This is a genomic window from Hoylesella marshii DSM 16973 = JCM 13450 (assembly GCF_000146675.1).
Taxonomy (GTDB): domain Bacteria; phylum Bacteroidota; class Bacteroidia; order Bacteroidales; family Bacteroidaceae; genus Prevotella; species Prevotella marshii.
This window is the reverse complement of the sequence record NZ_GL397214.1, coordinates 1,766,959-1,787,251: the sequence shown is the minus strand read 5'-3', so window position 1 is coordinate 1,787,251 and position 20,293 is coordinate 1,766,959. Positions and strand designations below refer to the sequence as shown.

At 48.7% G+C, this 20,293-nt stretch carries 15 protein-coding genes; 10 read left to right on the top strand and 5 right to left on the bottom strand.

Annotated features, from left to right (window positions below):
• Positions 1–189: 189 nt before the first annotated feature.
• Entirely contained in the window at positions 190–1,137 is a 948-nt protein-coding gene (ribD, locus tag HMPREF0658_RS07485) for a bifunctional diaminohydroxyphosphoribosylaminopyrimidine deaminase/5-amino-6-(5-phosphoribosylamino)uracil reductase RibD (protein ID WP_006949846.1), read from the bottom strand.
• A gap of 37 nt (positions 1,138–1,174) precedes the next feature.
• Between ribD and prmC the strand changes: the two genes are divergently transcribed.
• The 5 genes from prmC to dgt all read left to right on the top strand — a co-directional run bounded on the left by prmC (position 1,175) and on the right by dgt (position 6,769).
• Positions 1,175–2,017 carry a peptide chain release factor N(5)-glutamine methyltransferase gene (gene prmC / locus HMPREF0658_RS07480; RefSeq protein WP_006949845.1) on the top strand — a complete coding sequence of 281 codons (843 nt, stop codon included), beginning with the start codon at positions 1,175–1,177 and terminating at the stop codon, positions 2,015–2,017.
• On the top strand, positions 2,014–2,490 hold the full coding sequence (locus HMPREF0658_RS07475; protein WP_006949844.1) for a regulatory protein RecX: 477 nt from the start codon (positions 2,014–2,016) through the stop codon (positions 2,488–2,490). Before prmC ends, HMPREF0658_RS07475 begins: the two co-directional genes overlap by 4 nt.
• The gene (locus HMPREF0658_RS07470) at positions 2,474–3,181 is read left to right on the top strand and encodes a ComF family protein (protein WP_006949843.1); all 708 of its coding nucleotides are present in this window, start codon (positions 2,474–2,476) and stop codon (positions 3,179–3,181) included. Before HMPREF0658_RS07475 ends, HMPREF0658_RS07470 begins: the two co-directional genes overlap by 17 nt.
• Before the next feature lie 76 nt (positions 3,182–3,257).
• Positions 3,258–5,021 carry a 1-deoxy-D-xylulose-5-phosphate synthase gene (locus HMPREF0658_RS07465; RefSeq protein ID WP_006949842.1) on the top strand — a complete coding sequence of 588 codons (1,764 nt, stop codon included), beginning with the start codon at positions 3,258–3,260 and terminating at the stop codon, positions 5,019–5,021.
• 410 nt (positions 5,022–5,431) lie between these two features.
• Positions 5,432–6,769: a dGTP triphosphohydrolase gene (dgt, locus tag HMPREF0658_RS07460; RefSeq protein WP_024990950.1), complete on the top strand. Its 1,338-nt coding sequence runs from the start codon at positions 5,432–5,434 to the stop codon at positions 6,767–6,769.
• A gap of 95 nt (positions 6,770–6,864) precedes the next feature.
• Here the strand turns inward: dgt and HMPREF0658_RS07455 are convergent, their stop codons facing one another.
• Both HMPREF0658_RS07455 and pta read right to left on the bottom strand, forming a co-directional pair.
• On the bottom strand, positions 6,865–8,064 hold the full coding sequence (locus HMPREF0658_RS07455) for an acetate kinase (protein WP_006949840.1): 1,200 nt from the start codon (positions 8,062–8,064) through the stop codon (positions 6,865–6,867).
• A 19-nt stretch (positions 8,065–8,083) separates the two neighbouring features.
• Positions 8,084–9,100, bottom strand: a complete 1,017-nt coding sequence (pta, locus tag HMPREF0658_RS07450; protein ID WP_024990949.1) for a phosphate acetyltransferase — start codon at positions 9,098–9,100, stop codon at positions 8,084–8,086.
• Between the two features lie 133 nt (positions 9,101–9,233).
• On the opposite strand from pta, the gene HMPREF0658_RS07445 reads away from it, so the two are divergent.
• Positions 9,234–10,991 (top strand): GNAT family N-acetyltransferase, encoded by a 1,758-nt coding sequence (locus tag HMPREF0658_RS07445; protein WP_006949838.1) that lies wholly within the window; start codon positions 9,234–9,236, stop codon positions 10,989–10,991.
• 154 nt (positions 10,992–11,145) lie between these two features.
• Positions 11,146–11,661: a gamma carbonic anhydrase family protein gene (locus HMPREF0658_RS07440; RefSeq protein ID WP_006949837.1), complete on the top strand. Its 516-nt coding sequence runs from the start codon at positions 11,146–11,148 to the stop codon at positions 11,659–11,661.
• 142 nt (positions 11,662–11,803) lie between these two features.
• On the opposite strand, the gene HMPREF0658_RS07435 is transcribed toward HMPREF0658_RS07440, so the two are convergent.
• On the bottom strand, positions 11,804–13,027 hold the full coding sequence (locus HMPREF0658_RS07435; protein ID WP_006949836.1) for a 3-deoxy-D-manno-octulosonic acid transferase: 1,224 nt from the start codon (positions 13,025–13,027) through the stop codon (positions 11,804–11,806).
• 24 nt (positions 13,028–13,051) lie between these two features.
• Entirely contained in the window at positions 13,052–14,569 is a 1,518-nt protein-coding gene (gltX, locus tag HMPREF0658_RS07430) for a glutamate--tRNA ligase (RefSeq protein WP_006949834.1), read from the bottom strand.
• Positions 14,570–14,680: 111 nt separating this feature from the next.
• On the opposite strand from gltX, the gene HMPREF0658_RS07425 reads away from it, so the two are divergent.
• The 3 genes from HMPREF0658_RS07425 (at position 14,681) to HMPREF0658_RS07415 (ending at position 19,839) form a co-directional block, all read left to right on the top strand.
• Positions 14,681–16,735: an HD family phosphohydrolase gene (locus HMPREF0658_RS07425; protein ID WP_006949833.1), complete on the top strand. Its 2,055-nt coding sequence runs from the start codon at positions 14,681–14,683 to the stop codon at positions 16,733–16,735.
• Between the two features lie 101 nt (positions 16,736–16,836).
• Positions 16,837–17,676, top strand: coding sequence for a helix-turn-helix domain-containing protein (locus HMPREF0658_RS07420; protein WP_006949832.1), 840 nt, complete (start codon positions 16,837–16,839; stop codon positions 17,674–17,676).
• Between the two features lie 111 nt (positions 17,677–17,787).
• On the top strand, positions 17,788–19,839 hold the full coding sequence (locus HMPREF0658_RS07415) for a TonB-dependent receptor (protein WP_162149568.1): 2,052 nt from the start codon (positions 17,788–17,790) through the stop codon (positions 19,837–19,839).
• Positions 19,840–20,293: the final 454 nt, after the last annotated feature.

Below are 20,293 nucleotides of genomic sequence, written 5' to 3'. Positions count from 1 at the left end.
GATTCTTTCGGCATTTTTCAGGAGCTTTTCTTGTCTTTTTTCTGCTAATGGGTTTCATTTCCAAAGCAAAGTTCCGACAAATGGCATGATTGTTTTCATCGGAAAAGACCGCTCTTTCCAAGTCGGGAAACAAGAAAGGTGTGGGTGATAAATGGCTTCCGGATTTGCATCCGAGCAATCAAGACCATGTTATTTAGCTTGCAATCCATCCGTCTTTATATAAGAGGTGATAAGGTTGCCATCATATTCTTTTGTGTTCGCAATCTGTATATTCTTCGGCAAAGGAGCTGCTTTTGTTCCGTTGGTAACGACAACCGGAGCTGTTTCTACACGAATTTCGTCCCATAACCCAGCATTGAGAAATGACTGATGGGTGGTGGCACCTCCCTCGACTAAAAGCGATTGCACCCCTTCGGTATAGAGGTCATTCATCAGTTGGTGGATATTGAGCTTGTGGGTTAAGACAATACGACGGGGATTTTTTCCGCTCCAATCTCTTACTGTCAGTGCGGGATGTTCTCGTTCGTCGGTGTGTCTTCCTATAAGAATGGCATCAACGTCAGCCCGTAGTTGATGTACCAGCATGCGGGTAAAGGGAGTGGATAGCTGCATGGCATGGTTGTTATCGTCAAGAAAGCCATTGGTTGTCTGCGCCCATTTCAATATGATATAGGGTCTGCAATGATGTTGGCAGACGATAAACCTTCTGTTGAGTGCCAGGCACTCGGCTTCGAGCACACCCAAGGTCACCTCAATGCCGGCCTCTTGTAGCATTCGGATACCGCGCCCTTGCACTTTGGCAAATGGATCGATACAACCCACGACAACGCGGCCGACACCTTTTTCAATAATCAGTCGGGTGCAAGGAGGCGTTTTGCCTTGGTGTGCGCACGGTTCTAAGCTCACATACAAGGTAGCTGACGGCAGTAGAGCAGCATCTTTCGGGCAGATAGAAGCGAAAGCATTCACTTCGGCATGAGCTTCTCCGTAGCGCACGTGATATCCCTCGCCAATGATGCGATTTTCGACAACGATAACGGCCCCTACCATTGGGTTGGGTTTGGCATTTTCTCGGCCGCATTCTGCTAATTGAAGGCATCGCCTCATGTATTTTTCGTCTGTAGTTGCTTGGCTCATTTTGTTTTATTTGTTACATTTGCAAAAACTTTCCACAATGACTTACACAGAACTTTGGCATCGCCTGACACCTCTTTACGATAGCAACGAAGCCAAAGCCATTGTGCGTATAGTACTTGAAGAACGCTTCGGTTTGTCGGTAACAGACATTTATACCGGCAAAGTTACACAATTATCTGCACACGCCGTAGCAGAACTTAGAAAAATCATGATGAGATTAGAGCAAGCCGAACCGGTGCAATATGTGCTGGGCAAAGCGTGTTTTTACGGTCGTTCATTCACTGTGTCGCAGGGAGTTTTGATACCGCGCCCTGAGACAGAAGACCTTTGTACATGGGTAATAGAGACCGTTCTCTCTTCTTTCTCTTGTCCCGAGCCATGCTTATTGGATATAGGTACCGGTTCGGGCTGCATTGCTGCAACGCTTGCGCTCAATATCCCCCATGCCCATGTGTCGGCTTGGGACATTTCCCCCGAGGCTTTAGTGGTGGCGCGTGCAAACGTTAAAGCCCTCAAAGCCTCTGTTGATGTAGCAGAAGTCGATGCTTTGAACCTGCCTTCCGATTCCGACCGATGGGAGATTATCGTCAGTAATCCTCCTTATATCTGTCGAAAGGAAAAAGCAGACATGGAAGACAACGTCGTTTGTTATGAACCTGCAGAGGCTCTCTTCGTACCCGACGACGACCCTTTGCTCTTCTATCGGGCGATTGCCCGCTACGCGTTTTCTGCTCTACGTGTCGGAGGCATGTTGTTTTTTGAAATCAATCCCCTCTATGTTCAATCGCTCGAAACACTGCTCTGTGAGACGGGATTCAAAGATACAGAGTTAAAACTCGACCGTTTTGGCCGACAACGATTCATAAAAGTGATGCGATGATGAAAGAGATAACAGAGAGAGAAGCACTCGTGCGTCTTGCCAATCTTTGTTCGCGAGCCGAACATTGCTCGTACGACATCCGTCAAAAGATGGAAAGATGGGGGCTGACTGACGATTCACAGGAACGTATCATCACGCGTTTGATAGACGGAAAGTATATTGATGACGCACGTTTTACCCGCGCATTTATCCTTGATAAGGTGCGTTACAACAAATGGGGGCGTCGGAAAGTAGGGCAGGCACTGTATGAAAAACACATTCCCGACAGTATTTCCGCCCCGTTGCTCGATGCCATCGACGACGAAGAATGGCATTCCTCGCTGCGTCCACTGCTTCTTTCGCGGAGCCGTAGCATAAAAGCCGCGTCGTCTTATGAGGCTCGTCAGAAATTGATTCGCTACGCTTTGGGGCGTGGTTTCAGTATAGATGCCATACTCGAATGCCTTGAAGAGATAGATGAAGACAACGATTAACCGATTTCTGCGCAGCCTGTTCGACGCAATTTCACCACGTGTGTGCGTTATCTGCGGTCGTCGTCTCACGATAGACGAGGAGGTATTGTGCATACCGTGCTATGCAAATCTGCCTCGCACATGGTATGACGAGCGTGCCGAAGACAACGAATTGGCACGTCTTTTCTGGGGTCGCGTACCGATAGAGCGTGCCGTGGCTTTGTGTTTTTATCAGAGTCATTCGTATTTCAGTCGTCTGATTTACATGATGAAATACAAGAATCATCCCGAAGCCGCTCGATATTTGGGGCGTATCATGGCAGAGGAATTGCTTTCCTCCGGCTTCTTTGAGGGTATTGATGCGCTTGTTCCCGTTCCCATCACACGGCGTCGTCGACATCAGCGCGGATATAATCAGAGCATGGAGATTGCTCTCGGTGTAAGTCGTGCTACCGGCTTACCCGTTATAGACAAAGCACTTGTACGTACCTCGTTTACCGGCAGTCAGACGAAACTCGGCCGTCTGCAGCGTCAGGATAATGTGGAAAAGGTTTTCCACCTTGTTCGTCCTCAACTTGTTGCAGGGCTTCATGTGCTCGTTATCGACGATATTGTGACCACCGGAGCCACCATTGTTTCCTGCATGCACGAACTGCGAAAGGCCGAAGGTACGCGTCTTTCGTTGCTTGCAGCAGGTTTTACGAAAAACTGACATCCCGTTTTTCCTGTCAGGCATATTGGTTTTATGAAAAAAGATGCTACCTTTGCTCGACTAAAAAGTAAGTATCATGTATATAGAAAACATCCATTCTCCCAAAGATTTGAAAGAATTGAGCCTGAAACAGCTCAATGTTGTAGCCGATGAAATTCGTGCCGGTGTGCTCAACAGGGTAAGCCGTCACGGCGGACATGTGGGTCCCAATCTCGGATTTACAGAGGCAACGGTGGCTCTGCATTATGTGTTTGATGCACCAAACGACAAGATAGTGTTCGACGTATCTCACCAATCATATCCTCATAAGATGCTGACAGGTCGTGCCAAGGGCTTTCTTGATGCGAGCTGCATTCACGAAATATCAGGTTACAGCTCACCTACGGAGTCCCCGGTCTACGACCTTTTCGAGATAGGGCATACCTCTACGTCCATAGCCCTTGCCACCGGACTGCAGAAAGGGCGCGATATTTTGGGCGGAAAGGAAAACATTATCGCCGTTATCGGTGACGGTTCACTCAGCGGAGGCGAGGCTTTCGAGGGTTTAGATACAGCTTCCGAGATGGGAACAAATATCATTATTGTGGTGAATGACAATGAGATGAGCATTGCAGAACCACACGGCGGACTGTATGGAAACCTGCGTTTATTGCGCGAAACAAAAGGGGAAGCTCCACTGAACTTCTTTAAAACATTCGGATTCGATTACTATTATCTTGAAGAAGGCAACGATGTAGGCGCATTGGTTGAGCTTTTCCGACGCGTAAAGGACACAACGAAACCTACGGTGGTACACATTCATACCGAGAAAGGTCATGGATACGCGCCGGCTACTCAATTGAAAGAATCTTGGCACTGGCGTATGCCGTTTGATTTGGAGACCGGAAAGGTGTTGGAAACCCGTGGCGAACAGGCCGAATACTTACCCTATATGTTGGGAAATTGGCTTTTGGAAGAGATGAAACGCGACCCCAAATTGGTTTGCATCTCAGCCGGTGTACCTGCGGCACTTGGCTTCAGTCCCGAAAAACGCAAGCAGGCAGGAGCACAACACATAGATGTGGGTATAGCAGAAGAGGAAGCTGTGGCTTTGGCCTCTGGCATGGCGAAGCGTGGCGCCCATCCTGTTTTCACTACCTACGCTACTTTCTTGCAGCGCACCTACGACCAATTGGCGCAAGATCTCTGCGTGAATGGCAATCCGGCGGTTATCAATGTCATGGGTGCTTCTATTTTCGGCATGAATGATTTCACACATGTGTGCTTCTTCGATATCGCCATGTTCAGCCATATTCCTAACCTTGTGTACTTAGCTCCCGTAACTTATGAAGAGACAATAGCCATGGAAAGATGGGCGATACGTCAGGACAGCTATTCCGTAGCCATACGTATTCCGGAGGGAGAGGTGCAGCACAGTGTCGAAAAACCCGACGAAGATTATAGCCAGCTCAACCGTTTCAAGATGATGAAGCGTGGCTCTCGTGTGGCACTGATTGCTGTAGGAAACTTCTACCGAAAAGGGGAGGCGGTGGCAGAACTGTTTGCCAAAGACGGCATTCAGGCCACACTGATTCATCCGCGTTATCTTACCGGTGTAGACGAGGTGATGTTAGAGGAATTGAAGGCCGACCATACGGTTGTAGCTACCTTGGAAGACGGTGTGCTCGACGGTGGCTTTGGCGAACGTATCGCTCGTTTCTATGCTCCTACGGGCATGCGGGTTTTAACTTTCGGGGTAAAGAAAGCCCTCTACGACCGTTATGACGTAGATGCACTGATGGAAGAGAATCACCTCAAGGATGAGCAGATAGCAGCCGATATCAAGGCTCTTTTGGTGTAAGGAGACGGCTGTAGGCACCCTTCGCATCCATCCTTTCACTCCGTTCTTCTTTGTCCCTCATTTACAGACAGATAAGCTGGCATTGTGAAAGAGCTATGCTTTGACGCCCAGAAAGCTATGTTTTGAGCACGTAAAAGCTATCTTTTCAGCGGTTCAAAGCATAGCTTTTACAATACAAGCCTGCGGCTATCGCAACAAAACGGATAACACCCTATGTGCCTATGGTTTACCTTCAATCGGTCATTACGAGTCTGTACAGAGAGAGATGTCATCCATATAAAATGGTAAATAGCATGCTCATAACCGATGGGAGTTTACCGAACGAGAGAAGAAAATATAGGGAAAGACGCCCTGTGATTACGCTTTTTTGTGTAAGTTTGCACTGACAAAACCAAAGACAGACAACTATGATGGAGTGGAAAAGGCTGATTTCAAACAAGCGGTTGGGGCAGGAGCACCGACACGCGGAGCGCTTCGACGACCGTTCCGAGTTCAAACGCGACTACGACCGTTTGGTGTTCTCGGCACCATTTCGCAGACTTCAAAACAAGACACAGGTGTTTCCGTTGCCCGGAAGCGTGTTTGTACACAACAGACTTACCCACAGTCTTGAGGTGGCCAGCGTGGGCATGTCGCTGGGTTACGATGTGTCTCGCATTTTGCAAGAAAGACATCCCGAACTGAAAGACAGGCATTTTGAAGATATCGGCACCATTGTTTCGGCCGCATGCTTAGCCCACGATATGGGAAATCCGCCTTTCGGTCACTCCGGAGAGAAGGCTATTCAGTCATTCTTCACAGAGGGCGACGGGCAATACCTGAAAGACCGGCTGCCGGAAGACTTCTGGCAAGACATCACCCACTTTGAGGGAAATGCCAACGCCTTTCGCTTGCTCACCCACCGCTTTAAGGGACGGCGTGAAGGTGGCTTTGTAATGACATACACCACGCTGGCTTCCATCGTGAAATATCCTTTTTCCTCGTCGTTGGCAGGCAGTCATGGCAAGTTCGGTTTCTTCAGTACCGAAGCGCCGGTCTACAAGCGTATTGCCGACGAACTCGGCATTATCTGCCTCTCTCAGCAGGGCGAGCCGTTGCGATATGCCCGCCATCCACTCGTCTATCTCGTAGAGGCTGCCGACGATATCTGCTATGAAATCATGGACATAGAAGACTCTCATAAACTGAAAATCCTGACTTTTTCCGAAACGGAGCAAGCGTTGCTCGGCTTTTTCGACGAGCCTACACGCCTTGCCATCAAAGACAGAATAGCCGAAGAGGGACTGACCGACGACAACGAAAAGGTGGTATATATGCGGGCAAGGGTTATCGGTACGCTTGAAAAGGAATGCGTGAAAGCCTTCGTAGACCACGAAGAGGAGATACTCTCGGGCACGTTTACAGGCAGCCTCATCGACCATATCGGCGAAATTCCTCGCAAGGCATATAAAGCCTGCACAGCTCTCTCCTACGGAAAGATATACCACAGCAAGCCCGTACTCGATGTGGAATTGAGCGGTTTCATGATTATGGACACGCTCATGAGGCAGATGACGGCTGCTGCCGTTGAGCCTCACCGGTATTATTCGGAACAGCTCATACGGCGGGTGAGCAGCCAATACGACATTACTTCCGACCGCCTCGATACTCGCATCATGGCGGTAATAGACTATATCAGCGGTATGACCGACATCTATGCGCTGGATATTTATCAAAAAATGAACGGTATCAGTCTACCTATCGTATAGAGAGACACAACAATTGCCGTATGACAACGAAAAAGCCCCATAGGAATGAACGATTCCCATGAGGCTTTCTTTTGTATGGATAAGCGGAAACGGTGTTATTTCTTCACTAATTCCATGGTGTCGTTGGCTATCATCATTTCCTCATCGGTTGGCACTACGCACACGGCAACCTTAGAGTCGGGAGTAGAGATAATGGCCTCTTCGCCGTGTATTTTCTTGTTTTTCTCTACATCTATCTTCACTCCGATGAATTCTAAGCCGCTACATGCCGTTTCGCGTGTGCTGGTTTGATTCTCTCCTACGCCTGCGGTAAACACAATGACGTCTACACCGCCCATCGCAGCAGCATATGCGCCGATGTATTTCTTAATGCGATAATCATACATTTGCAGTGCTAACACGGCTTTAGGGTCGCCCTTTTCGGCGGCTTCCTCTACGTCGCGCATATCGGAAGAGAGGCAGGTAATGCCCTTCACACCACTTTCCTTGTTGAGAATGACATCCATTTCGGCCGGTGTCTTCTGCAGTTTGTTCTCAAGATATGTAACGATGGAGGGGTCGATATCTCCGCAACGGGTGCCCATCATCAGGCCTGCGAGCGGTGAAAGTCCCATCGAAGTGTCTATACATACACCGTTTTTCACGGCTGATATGCTGGCACCGTTGCCGATATGGCAAGTGATGATTTTCGTGTGATGAATGTCTTTGCCCAGCATCTCGCAAACTCTCTGTGACACATATCTGTGGCTCGTGCCGTGATAGCCATAGCGACGGATATGGTATTTCTCGTAAAACTCGTAGGGAAGGGGGTACAAATAGGCGTAATCAGGCATGGTAGCATGGAATGCGGTGTCGAATACGCCCACTTGAGGAACCTGTGGTAAGAGCGTTTCTATGGCGTGAACACCTTTCAATCCGGCAGGATTATGCAGCGGAGCAAGGTCTTTCATCTCCTCCATCACAGCCTTCAGGTCTTCGTCAATGATAGAGCTTTTGTTGTATTTATCGCCTCCCAACACCAACCGATGTCCCACGGCATCAATCTCTTTCATGTCTTTGATAACGCCAATCTCCGGGTCGGTGAGCAACGAAAAGATGAATTTCACCCCTTCTGTGTGCTCGGGGATGTCGTGCATGATAGTCTTCTTCTCTCCGTTAGGCAGCTTCAATTTCACAAATGCGCCATCTATTCCTACACGTTCGGCACCACCTTGCGCCATCACGGAACGGTCGCTCATATCATACAACTTGTATTTGATGGACGAACTGCCGCAGTTTAATACTAAAATCTTCATGTTTTATAGAGTTGTTCGGTTAATCTTTCTTCTTTGCATCCATGGCTTGGCATGCCGTAATGGCTACCATATAGTAAATATCGTCTATGCAACAGCCGCGACTGAGGTCGTTTACCGGTCGGGCAATTCCTTGCAGTACAGGGCCGATAGCTATGGCTCCGCCCAATCGTTCTACCATCTTATAGGAGATGTTGCCCACTTCCAAATTGGGTACAATCAAGACATTGGCCTTTCCGGCGATGTCGCTGCCCGGGGCTTTCTTAGCTCCTACGGCGGGAACAAGTGCGGCATCGGCCTGCAACTCGCCGTCGAGTTTGAGGTCGGGAGCCATCTCATGAGCCAACCGAGTTGCCTCTACAACCTTGTCTACCACCTCATGGTTAGCACTGCCTTTGGTAGAGAAGCTCAACATCGCTACGCGAGGTTCTTTGATTCCGGCAACGGCACGAGCCGTTTGTGCCGTGCAAACAGCAATCTGCGCTAACTGTTCGGCATCGGGAACGGGAGTTACTGCCACGTCGCCCACTACCAATACACCGTCGTCTCCATACTCCTTGGCCTTTGTAATGAGCAACATTCCACCGCTCACACAACTGATGCCCGGGGCACACTTAATGATTTGAAGTGCCGGACGCAGTGTATCGCCCGTAGTACTGAGGGCACCTGATACTTGTCCGTCTGCATCTTCTGTCTTGATAATCATACATCCGAGGTAGAGAGGGTTCTTTACCAGCTTCCTCGCCTCTTCGATTGTCATGCCTTTTTTCTTACGAAGCTCTGCCAACAATTGTGCATATGCTTCGCTCTTCGGGTTGTTTTCGGGGTCTACGATGGTCGCTTTCCCTATATGTTTCAGACCATACTGCCCTGCCAAAGCGTGAATTTCGTCGCTGTTACCAATCAGTATCAGGTCTGCCACGTCATCGGCCAACACTCTGTCGGCCGCTTTCAATGTGCGCTCCTCTGTGGCTTCGGGGAGTACGATGCGCTGCTTATTGCTTTTGGCACGCGCAATAATCTGATTCAATAAGTCCATTTCGTCGTTTATTATTATAATAAAGTGTTTGTCATTCCTACTTTGCAAAAGTAACAAATTAATCTGAATAAAGGTTGTCTATACGGTATTTTTTCTTAATTTTGCGGCACAAACACTATAGAGAGATACTTTTATGATTAGATTCCGCGATGTTACTACCGCCGACAAAGACCTCATCCAACAATTTACATTATACGGAGAGCGACAGAATTGCGACCTCTCCTTTGCCAATATCATCAGCTGGCGATTCAACTACAATACTCAGTTTGCCATCGTAGACGATTATCTTGTGTTCCGGTTTTATATCGGTCGACATCTTGCTTATATGATGCCCATCCCACGTCCCAAAGAGAGGGAAGACGGAACGCTTAAGGTTGTGCCCTGCGACGAGTGTTCTGTAAACGTTATTCGCACCATTCGCAATGATGCAACGGCTATGGGGCATCCCTTCCTCATGATGGGTGTGTGCAATTATATGGTAGACTTGATAGAACAGGCTTTCCCCGATACTTTCGACATGAAGCCCGACCGCGACTTTGCGGACTATATTTATACCCGCGAAAAACTTATCAATCTATCGGGAAAAAAACTCCAAAGTAAGCGTAACCACATTAATAAGTTCAAAAGCCTGTACCCCAATTACGAGTACAAACCGCTCACACCGGAGTTAATTCCGGAGTGTTTGAAATTAGAACAGGAATGGAGACAGGTCTCAAAAGGCGACAATGCGCAGGATGAAGAGCTTTCGGGCGAATTGCGTTCTATGACCCGCGCCTTTAACCGATGGGAGCGGTTGGGGCTTAGCGGAGGAACAATCTTCGTGGAAAATAAACTTGTGGCCTTCACATATGGATGCCCCATCAACCAAAGTACTTTTGATGTGTGTGTGGAAAAGGCTGATGTCAGCTATGAAGGAGCATTTACCATTATCAATCAAGAGTTTGTGAAGCATCTTCCTTCACAGTATATCTATATCAACCGAGAGGAAGATATGGGCGAAGAAGGCCTGCGACGTGCCAAACTTTCCTACAAACCTGACATCTTACTCGAAAAGAACGTTGTGATGGAACGTCATCCGCTCGCCTCTTTTGAAGACCAAGAACGCATAAAGAACGAAACTCGAGACCTATGGAGGCTGGTCTTTAAAGACCCAGAACCTTTTATAGAACTCTACTTTAACCGTGTCTACACGGGTGAAAGCAACTATACCTGCCAAATAAACGGTCGCGTGGTGGCTGCTTTACAAGCCCTTCCTTACACGCTACTCTACCATGGTAACGAGGTGAAAACGGTATACATTAGCGGTGTAAGCACCCATCCCGACATGCGTAACCAAGATATCGGCAACAATCTCATGAAGCAAGTGCACTTCAACCTTTATCACAAAGAAGTCATTTTTTCTGCCCTTATCCCCGCCGAACCATGGCTTTACGGATGGTATGCTAAGTGCGGATATGCCGAAAGAATCACTTGTACGCCACCGCCGGAGGGTGTCGAGAGTATGTCCTTTGCCGAGTTCGACGCTTGGCAACGACAAAAAATGTGCATCTTGCTGCACGATGAAACGGGATATGACATTATTCAAGAAGACCTGCGCCTACATCTCGAACCGTCATCATCAGCCAATCAACCCATACAAGGCATGATTCGCGTTATCAATGCACGAGCGGCTTTAGAGCTATATGCCGCCCATCATCCATCCACAGCTTGTCTACTGCGCGTTACCGACGATAGAGATATCCCCCTCAATAATGCCTATTACATCATCTCAGAGGGACATGTACAGCAGACAGACGAACCTTTTGCCGATGCGAAACGCCTCACTATCGGTCAGTTGGCTGACTTCCTTTTTGCCGATAAACAAGCAGAAATGAACCTGATGCTCAACTAACGTGCGTTGTTATCTATTTACATTTTCATTAAATAGTCTGCTGTAATGCCGGCGTCAGTCTACATTTCCGCAAAACGGCCTTAGATAATGTAAGCAATACGACCCTGTTTTTAGGAAAAAGGAGTATCTTTGCGGGTGATTAAACAATATAAAAATGGCACTCATAAAATCGATAAAAGGTCTGAAACCCAAGTGGGGGAAAGACTGCTATTTCAGCGAAAACGCCACCATTGTTGGCGAAGTAACAATGGGAGACGAATGTTCCGTATGGTTCAATGCCGTCGTTCGTGGCGATGTGGCTCCCATTACAATGGGTGATAGGGTGAATGTTCAAGACGGTTCTTGCATCCATGTAACCAATAAAACAGGGCCTACGGTGATTGAAGATGATGTGACCATCGGTCACAATGCCACGGTACATGCCTGCACTTTACGCAAAGGATGTCTCATTGGCATGGGTTCTACCGTGCTTGACCATGCCGACGTAGGCGAGGGGGCTATCGTTGCTGCCCATGCTTTGGTGCTGCAAGGCACGAAAATCGGTGCTCATGAGATATGGGCAGGTGTGCCGGCTAAATGCGTAAAGAAAACTTCTCCCGACCAAGCGGAGTCGTTTGCAGCCCACTATGTGGAGTATTCTAAGTGGTATCTCGAAGAAGATAGGAAGTAACTGTGTACATTCCCCAAGTGGGACTATAAGATAAAAGGAGACCATCAGTGGACATTCAATGCTTTGCCGACGGTCTCCTCTTTATTGGAATCAGGCTTTTTCTCTCACTCGAAGATAAAATTGAGATAAAGAAAGCTCTGCTTCAAGATGTTAAGTGTACACCTTTTAAGATGCTTTGTGTAGCTCCGGCGAGTTGCTCGACATACTTTCCCGCTGCCATACCTGCTGTTTTAAGGCTTTCGGGCTCAGACAGGAAAGTGTTCATCGTATGGGAGAAATCGTCGGGAGAAGCTATTTCGCAACCACCATGGACAGCCAACAGTCCCTGCGCTTCTTGGAAATGGCTGTTGTTAGGTCCGAAGATAACGGGTATTTGCCAAACTGCAGCTTCGAGAACGTTGTGGATGCCTGTACCGAAACCTCCGCCTACATAAGCTATTTCGCCGTATCGGTAGATAGAGGAGAGCAGGCCGAAACAGTCGATAATCAAGCATTCAGCCTCGCGAGCCTCTGCTTCGGTGGATTGAGAATAACGCACTGTTCTGCGTGTCAGCCGGCTTTCTATCTGCCTAAGATGGGCTTCCTCAATGACGTGGGGCGCGATAATCAGTTTCCAGTCTTTGCGTTCATTGAAGAACGGGATAAATATCTCTTCATCGGGGCTCCAACTGCTGCCCGCCACAAAAATGTTTTTATCTTGTTTGAAAGCCTCGACGATGGGGAGCAATTTGGCTGCCTGTCGAATTTGAAGAACCCTGTCGAAGCGCGTATCGCCTGTTACAGTGACATCGTGAATGCCCATTTGTTCCAAAAGAGCCTTGCTTTCTTCGTTCTGTACGAAGAAATGGGTAAAGTAACGGAGCACCTTGGCATAGCTGCGGGCATAGCGTCGGAAAAATATCTGGTCAGGTCTGAAAATGCTGCTCACGCTATATACCGGTATATTTTGGGCTTTTAGTTGGTGCAAATAGTTGTACCAAAACTCATATTTGATGAAGAACGCCATCTCGGGATGAATGAGATGGAGAAACCGCCGAGCATTTCTCGGCGTATCGAGAGGCAGATAACAAATGATATCGGCTCCCCGATAATCTTTCCGAACCTCGTAACCGGAGGGTGAAAAGAATGTGAGCAGTATCTTATATTCTGGGTGTAAGTGACGCAGAGCTTCAATCAGCGGACGTCCTTGCTCAAATTCTCCGAGCGAAGCAGCATGAAACCAGACATAACGAGCAGAGGAATCAACCTTCGCTTTCAAGATATCGAAAGCGGCGCGCTCGCCTTTCCACATTCGTTCCACCTTCTTTTTAAAGAGACTGGTGATGGCTACGCCCGACAGATAGAGGTAAATAATGAGATTGTACACGTTGGCGTAAGGTTTGCTTGCTGGTTATTTTAGTATTTCAACGGCTCTTTCTATGCGTTTCAAGGTCTCTTCTTTGCCGAGGAAAGCTGATATATCAAACATGCCCGGCCCTTTTCCTATGCCCACAAGAGCCAGTCTGAAAGCGTTCATCACATCGCCCAATTTATATCCTCTCTCTTCTACCCACGCCAAGACAACGGGTTCTTGCCCCTCAACAGTAAAGTCATCTATACCTTCGAGTACAGTGGCCAACTCGCTCATCACAAGTGCGGAATCGGCTTTCCAGCGTTTCTTAACGGTTTTTTCATCGTATTCCGTGGGTGCAATAAAAAAGAATGAGCAAAGGTCCCATAGTTCTTTCACGAAGTTTACACGGTCTTTCATCATTGAAACAACCTTTGTAATACGCTCCATGCTCTCCTCCACACCATTGTTGGCTACGATAGGAGCAAATAATTGGGCTATTTCCTCGCTACTCTTCCTTAGTATATACTCGTGATTAAACCAGATTCCTTTCTGGAAATCATAACGAGCACCCGATTTAGAACATTTGGTAATGTCGAAGAGTGATACCAATTCATCGAGTGAGAAAAGCTCTTGCTCCGTACCCGGATTCCATCCCAAGAGTGCTAAGAAGTTGATAACGGCTTCCGGAAAATAACCGCTTTCGCGATAGCCGCTTGACACTTCTCCCGTCTTCGGGTCGTGCCATTCTAACGGAAAGACAGGAAATCCGAGACGATCGCCGTCTCTTTTGCTGAGTTTTCCTTTCCCCTCCGGTTTCAAAAGCAAAGGAAGGTGCGCGAAGCGAGGCATTGTCTCTTCCCATCCGAATGCCTTGTAGAGCAACACATGCAAGGGGGCACTTGGCAGCCACTCCTCTCCGCGAATCACGTGGGTTATCTCCATCAGGTGGTCGTCTACGATATTAGCCAGATGATAGGTAGGCAATTCGTCAGAACTCTTATACAATACCTTGTCGTCTACAATGTCACTCATGATACGTACATCGCCCCGAATGAGGTCGTCGATATGCACTTCGATACCCGGCTCTACGCGAAAACGCACTACGTATTGTGTGCCGTCGGCTATTAAAGCCTCCATTTCTTCCTTAGTCAGCGTGAGCGAATTACGCATTTGCATACGGGTGCGGGCATCGTACTGAAAGTTCTGTATCTCGTTTCGTTTGCTTTCCAACTCTTCCGGCGTATCAAACGCAATATAGGCTTTGCCGTCTTCGAGCAACCGGTCTACGTATTTTTTGTATATTTCACGACGTTCGCTCTGACGATAAGGCCCCTTGTCGCCTCCGAAACTTACGCCTTCGTCGAATTGAAGCCCAAGCCAACGGAAAGATTCGATGATGTATTCTTCCGCGCCGGGTACAAAACGGTTGCTATCCGTGTCTTCTATTCGGAACACGAAGTCGCCCTTATGCTGACGTGCAAACAAGTAGTTGTATAATGCGGTACGGACACCACCGATGTGAAGTGCCCCCGTTGGGCTTGGTGCAAAGCGCACTCTGACTCTTCTTTCCTCCATTTCCGTATCGTGAAGCTATGTGTTATTTTTGTGCAAAATTACTATATTTATAGCAGTTGAGCGAATTTTTTTAGTATTTTCGCAATGTAAACAGGCTAAACAAGATATCCCATGCACAAATTGTATAGTACGAATAGAGAGCGTTTCCGCCAAATATCATTGCATCTACTTATTGTCCTCTGTGTTTCCGCGCTCATCGTGTGGTTCCTGCCACGCAGTGAAGGGCAACACTTCCGTTATGATGTGGGCAAGCCATGGATGTACGGTTCATTCATCGCTAAGTTCGATTTTCCCATCTACAAGACTGATGAAGCCATTAAGAAAGAAAAGGATTCGTTGCTCAAACAGTTCGAACCTTACTACAATTACAATACGGATGCAGAGGAAAAGGCCATCTCGGCATTCCTGACAAAATACGGAAACGGCATCCCCGGCTTGCCTCGCGAGTATGTACGCATTATCTCCGACCGCCTCCACCGTCTCTATCATGCCGGTATTATCAGTACGCCCGAGTATTCCGAGCTATACAAAGATACGACAGCCATGGTGCGTATTGTGAGTGGAAAGAAAGCTACGAGTGTGCCCATCAGCTGTATCTACTCTACGATGGGTGCCTATGAGAAATTGTTTACCGATGAGAAATTGGCTGCTCAACGGCCGATTTTGCAGCGATGCAACCTCAATGAATACATTACACCTAATCTCTTGTATGACAAAGAGCGCAGCGAGACGGAGCGAAACGACCTCTTAAGCGGTATACCGCTGGCGAGTGGCATGGTAATGAGTGGTCAGAAAATCATCGATAGGGGAGAAATCGTAGATGCTCATACCGTGTTGGTGCTCGATTCCTTTGAGAAAGAAATGCAACGCCGCAACGCTTCCAAGGGCGAAATCCTCTCTACCACCATCGGACAAGTTCTTTTCGTGACCATTCTGTTGCTGCTTTTCACCATCTATCTATTGCTCTTCCGCAAAGATTACTACGCCAAACCACGCAGCATTGCCATGCTTTATTTCCTTATCACGGTATTCCCGCTGCTGGTATCTCTTATGATGCGGCACAACATTTTCAGTGTCTACGTGTTGCCGTTGGCCATCACTCCCATCTTCGTGCGTATCTTTCTCGATTCACGAACAGCCTTTATCACCCATGTCACGATTATCCTTATTTGTGCTGCCGCTGTTCGTTATCAGTACGAGTTCATCATTGTTCAACTTGTGGCAGGGCTTGTTGCCATTTTCTCTCTTCGCGAATTGTCCAAACGCGCCCAACTTTTCAAGACCGCCCTGTTCGTTACCCTTGCCAGCATGACTGTGTTCTACGCCATGCAACTCATGCAGAGCAAAGATAGCTTTTCGGCCGATTGGTCTATGAACTACCACTTTATTGTAAACGGTATCTTCCTCCTGTTGGCTTATCCGTTGATGTATCTCATTGAGAAGACGTTCGGTTTCGTGTCGAGTGTCACGCTTTTTGAACTCTCAGACACCAACCGTGACCTCCTGAGAAAGCTCAGTGAAGTTGCCCCGGGCACTTTTCAACACTCCATTACCGTAGGCAATTTAGCCGTAGACATTGCCAACAAGATAGAAGCCGACGGCCTTCTGGTACGTACAGGAGCACTTTACCACGACATAGGAAAGATGAAAAACCCGGCGTTCTTTACCGAGAATCAAGTAGGTGTCAATCCTCACGACAAGCTATCGGATATCGAGAGCGCACAGATTATCATCAGCCATGTGACCGAAGGCTTGCGTATGGCCGAGGAATACAATCTCCCGAGCGTCATCAAAGACTTCATAACCACCCATCACGGCTGCGGTATGTGCAAGTATTTCTACATCAACTACAAGAATAAACACCCCGACGAAGATGTGGACACCTCGCTCTTCACCTATCCGGGGCCTAACCCTTTTACCCGCGAACAAGCCATATTGATGATGGCCGACACAGTGGAAGCCGCCTCAAGGTCGCTCTCCGACTACACCGAAGAGAGCATAACGAACCTTGTAAACAAACTGATTGATGCCCATGTGAATGAAGGCCACTTCACGGAATGTCCCATTACGTTCCGCGATATTTCGATAGCCAAGACCGTGCTCATCGAGAGATTGAAGTCCATTTACCACACCCGCATCTCTTATCCCGAACTGAACAAACGGTAATCATCCGTCTTGGAATATTCCGTAGGGGAACCACGGTCTATTCCGAGACCGGCCGCCATGGCTTTCCATCATACCTTACCACACTTTGAAACCTTGATAACATGATGAAATCTCATTTTTCCGTCGCCATTTTCATGTTGCTGTTGCTCTCTTCCATGGCAACAGGCATAGGTAGCTATAATAGCACAAAGGCTGCTATTGTAGCCGATTTAAACCGTGCATTGGCACAAACGTTGACACAGCAAGACACTCCATGGCTCTCACAAGACACGATTTCGGCCTGCCGCACCTTGCAATCGGCCACCGAAAACCGTCTCTCACTGCTCGTTCCCGATAACACTTTCTGTCGGAACCTCGGCATTCGCGCCTTGAAAAGCAAAGCCTTTCTCTCGCTGGCTGTGGCCGGACAGAGTGACGGAAGGCATATTCTCGACCGACGAGACGGGTGTCTTTGCAGTGATACCGCCGTGCGACGGATACACAACAGCACGATATGGGTGCGTGGCTATGCTTCCTGTTCGCCTCTCATGGTTTACGGACTGTCCGACCAGCGCCTGTCTTGGCTGCTCTTGGCTGCCGCTTTCGGCCAACTTCTTTTCACCTTATTATATAGCAGACGCAGAAAGACCCTTTGCTTGCCAACAGGTGTTTCCGTGGGCAATATTACTTTCTCTGCCCAAGAGAACCGCTTTTATACCCACCGAAACACCCCCATCCACCTCACGCCTATGCAGCACCGACTGCTTGAAATGTTTTTCATGAATGCCTCTCACCGACTTTCCAAGCAAGAAATCTGCACCGTGTTGTGGCATGGAAAGGATGAAGCCGACGACACACTGTACACCTTAATTCGGCGCATGAAACCTGTTTTGGAACAACACAGCAACCTCCGCATTGTCTCCGACCGCAGCAAAGGTTATGAGCTAACTTGTGGAGAATAAGGCAGATAGGGCCGTGTCGGCGAAATGTCAGACAAATGTCAGCCTTTGTTTTTTGACATCTTGCATAACCGTTTTACCTTTGCGGGCATCATCTATCAAACTGTTACGCACATGAAAAGATTCCTTTTTATCCTCTCTTCTTGGGCTTTTGTGCTGCCGATAACGGCACAAGACCCCCCGGAAGTCTCCGATTCAGTACGTTTAAACGAAGTAGTAGTGCAAGGTTCGCGTATCATCAACAAGGGCAACGGACAGCTCATCTACCCTTCGCAGGTGCAGAAAGCGGCATCGCCCACGGCCTACCACCTGTTGGCACGTCAGCCTCTGTCGTCTCTGCGCATAGACCCTGTGAACAAGACCATTGTGCCATTGGGCGATTACGGCAGTGTACAGCTGCGCATCAACGACATCGAAGCCTCGGCAAAGGATGTATCGGCTCTCGAAGTGGGCAGCATCGACCACATCGAGTATATCGACCGGCCGAGTGTGCGCTATGGCAACGACGTGGGCTTTGTTATCAATTTCATCGTGAAGAAGCCCGTCAGCGGCTATATGTTAGGAGCCGACATCAGACATTCGCTCACCCTGCTGCGCGGCCATGCCGACCTCTTTGCCAATTTCAACAAAGGGAAAAGCGAATGGAGCCTGAGTTACGAACCGGCCTATAACAGCGATTTGCCTTCAAAGAAACGAGAGGTGGCAGACTATACCTTGGCCGACAACAGCGTGTATCACGTCCTACGCCGCGACTTACACGCCAAAAGTCGGGACAACAGCCATGCCCTCCAAGCCAAATACAGCTTTGCCGACCCTACGCGTGCTGTGTTCCAAGCCAAGGTCAGCACAGACATCGACCGTGCTCCCATCAACGATTACGAGCGGGAAGTCATCACTCCCCTTCGCCACCAAACAGCTTTCATGCACATCGAAAGCAGCTCCCTCTCTCCCGTATTCGACCTCTACGGCCATGTGAAGACCGACAGTCTCAGCAGCATCACCTCCAATCTCGTGGGCACTTATATCCGTTCGCGCTATGCTTACCAAAACATAGAGCAGCAGACGTATGCCTATTCCGTGAAAGGACGCACGGCATCCGTTGTTGGCGAGGCAATCTACGACCGACGCATGACACCTTTTCAACTCTCCATAGGCACCCGCATGCGTTATAAATATCTGTCTAACGACTATAGCGGCGATACCCGCAGCCACACCACCGAGCACACCTCGTTGCTCTATCTCTTTGCGCAGTTACAGGGACAGCTCGGCCGCCTGTCTTATATCGTCGGCATCGGACACAGCCTGCAACGCTATCGGCAGGGGACGGAGATAGAAAACTATCACCTCTTCTGTCCTAAACTGACGCTGTCTTATCCGCTTTTCAAAGGCTGGAAACTGCACTACAGTTTCGCCGTCACCCAGAAACCGCCCCGTGCCGAGTACCTGAGCGATGTGGCAGTGAGGCTCAACGAAATGGACATCCGCAAGGGAAATCCCGCTCTGCGAACAGACAAACGCATTGAGCAAAGCATCAATCTATCGGGACAAAGCCGCCTATGGAATGGTGGTCTCTCCATGCTCTACCGCAGAAACGTCCATGCCGTGATGCAGAGTATTGAGCGCACGCCCGCCGGATTCGTGTTTTCCCGTCGCAACCAGAGAGGTTGTCACATGCTGCTTGTACAGGGGAACACGTCTTACGACCTCATCCCCGACATTTGGAGCTTTCGTGTGAGCGGTTCCATTTTGCGTTGCTGGAACTACGGCGACAACTATAAACACCATGCCACCTCGTATATGTACACTGCCGCGACCGACCTCTATGTAGGACGATTCACCGTTTCAGCCTATGCCGACAATGGGTGGAAATTCCTTGAGGGCGAGAACAAGGGGCATTATACCGGTGCATCCTACCTTGCTCTCTCCTATCGCCGCTCACGTTACACCGTCTCGCTCTATTGGCAACATTGTTTTCAACCCCACGTCAGCAGCATGAAATCGGAATTGCTGAACAGATATCTCCACGCAAACATCCGGACTACAACGCGCGGCATGGGTAATATGGTGACACTCAGCCTGACGTGGAGGCTGGCAAAAGGTCGTCGTTATGAAAGCGTGGAACGGAAGATGAACCATCGCGACGATGACAACGGTATCGTGAAGTAACGGGAATCAATGCGCAATGCATCGCCGGCAGTGTCGCAAGTATCGTCTTCCCGTGCGTATGCCCCATGCCCGCGTCCTATTCCCAATAGTGCTTTTGTTTCCCTTCCGGTAGGGGTCATCTTTTTTCGCAACTGTGTTTCTCTTCTTTCTCCATTAGGACTGCATCTTTCAATACTACGTAAATTCAGTTTAAGAGATTACCTAAAGCTCCAGAGGGGGCGATGGAATACAGGCAGGGGTGAAGCTCGTAAAAGCGTAACCCCTGTTACATACGTGCAAAAAGGAAAAGCCCCAAGGGGGCGGCGGAGGGCAGAATGGAGTGCATCCCTTGACCAATGGAGCGACGTAGGGTAACACTTCATCCGTTCTGTCACCTCTCCGAGGTTGATATTTGTTGTTCTTACTAACAGGAGTTCCGCTTTTACGAGCTCCACTCCTGCTTGTGGTCTATCGC

Excerpts from the sequence above, each read along its gene's own strand:
- prmC (WP_006949845.1), top strand. The coding sequence starts at position 1,175 with ATGACTTACACAGAACTTTGGCATCGCCTGACACCTCTTTACGATAGC.
- HMPREF0658_RS07420 (WP_006949832.1), top strand. The coding sequence starts at position 16,837 with ATGATGAAATCTCATTTTTCCGTCGCCATTTTCATGTTGCTGTTGCTC.
- HMPREF0658_RS07425 (WP_006949833.1), top strand. The coding sequence starts at position 14,681 with ATGCACAAATTGTATAGTACGAATAGAGAGCGTTTCCGCCAAATATCA.
- ribD (WP_006949846.1), bottom strand. The coding sequence starts at position 1,137 with ATGAGCCAAGCAACTACAGACGAAAAATACATGAGGCGATGCCTTCAA.
- HMPREF0658_RS07465 (WP_006949842.1), top strand. The coding sequence starts at position 3,258 with ATGTATATAGAAAACATCCATTCTCCCAAAGATTTGAAAGAATTGAGC.
- HMPREF0658_RS07445 (WP_006949838.1), top strand. The coding sequence starts at position 9,234 with ATGATTAGATTCCGCGATGTTACTACCGCCGACAAAGACCTCATCCAA.
- HMPREF0658_RS07415 (WP_162149568.1), top strand. The coding sequence starts at position 17,788 with ATGAAAAGATTCCTTTTTATCCTCTCTTCTTGGGCTTTTGTGCTGCCG.
- HMPREF0658_RS07455 (WP_006949840.1), bottom strand. The coding sequence starts at position 8,064 with ATGAAGATTTTAGTATTAAACTGCGGCAGTTCGTCCATCAAATACAAG.
- pta (WP_024990949.1), bottom strand. The coding sequence starts at position 9,100 with ATGGACTTATTGAATCAGATTATTGCGCGTGCCAAAAGCAATAAGCAG.
- HMPREF0658_RS07440 (WP_006949837.1), top strand. The coding sequence starts at position 11,146 with ATGGCACTCATAAAATCGATAAAAGGTCTGAAACCCAAGTGGGGGAAA.
- HMPREF0658_RS07470 (WP_006949843.1), top strand. The coding sequence starts at position 2,474 with ATGAAGACAACGATTAACCGATTTCTGCGCAGCCTGTTCGACGCAATT.
- HMPREF0658_RS07475 (WP_006949844.1), top strand. The coding sequence starts at position 2,014 with ATGATGAAAGAGATAACAGAGAGAGAAGCACTCGTGCGTCTTGCCAAT.
- gltX (WP_006949834.1), bottom strand. The coding sequence starts at position 14,569 with ATGGAGGAAAGAAGAGTCAGAGTGCGCTTTGCACCAAGCCCAACGGGG.
- dgt (WP_024990950.1), top strand. The coding sequence starts at position 5,432 with ATGGAGTGGAAAAGGCTGATTTCAAACAAGCGGTTGGGGCAGGAGCAC.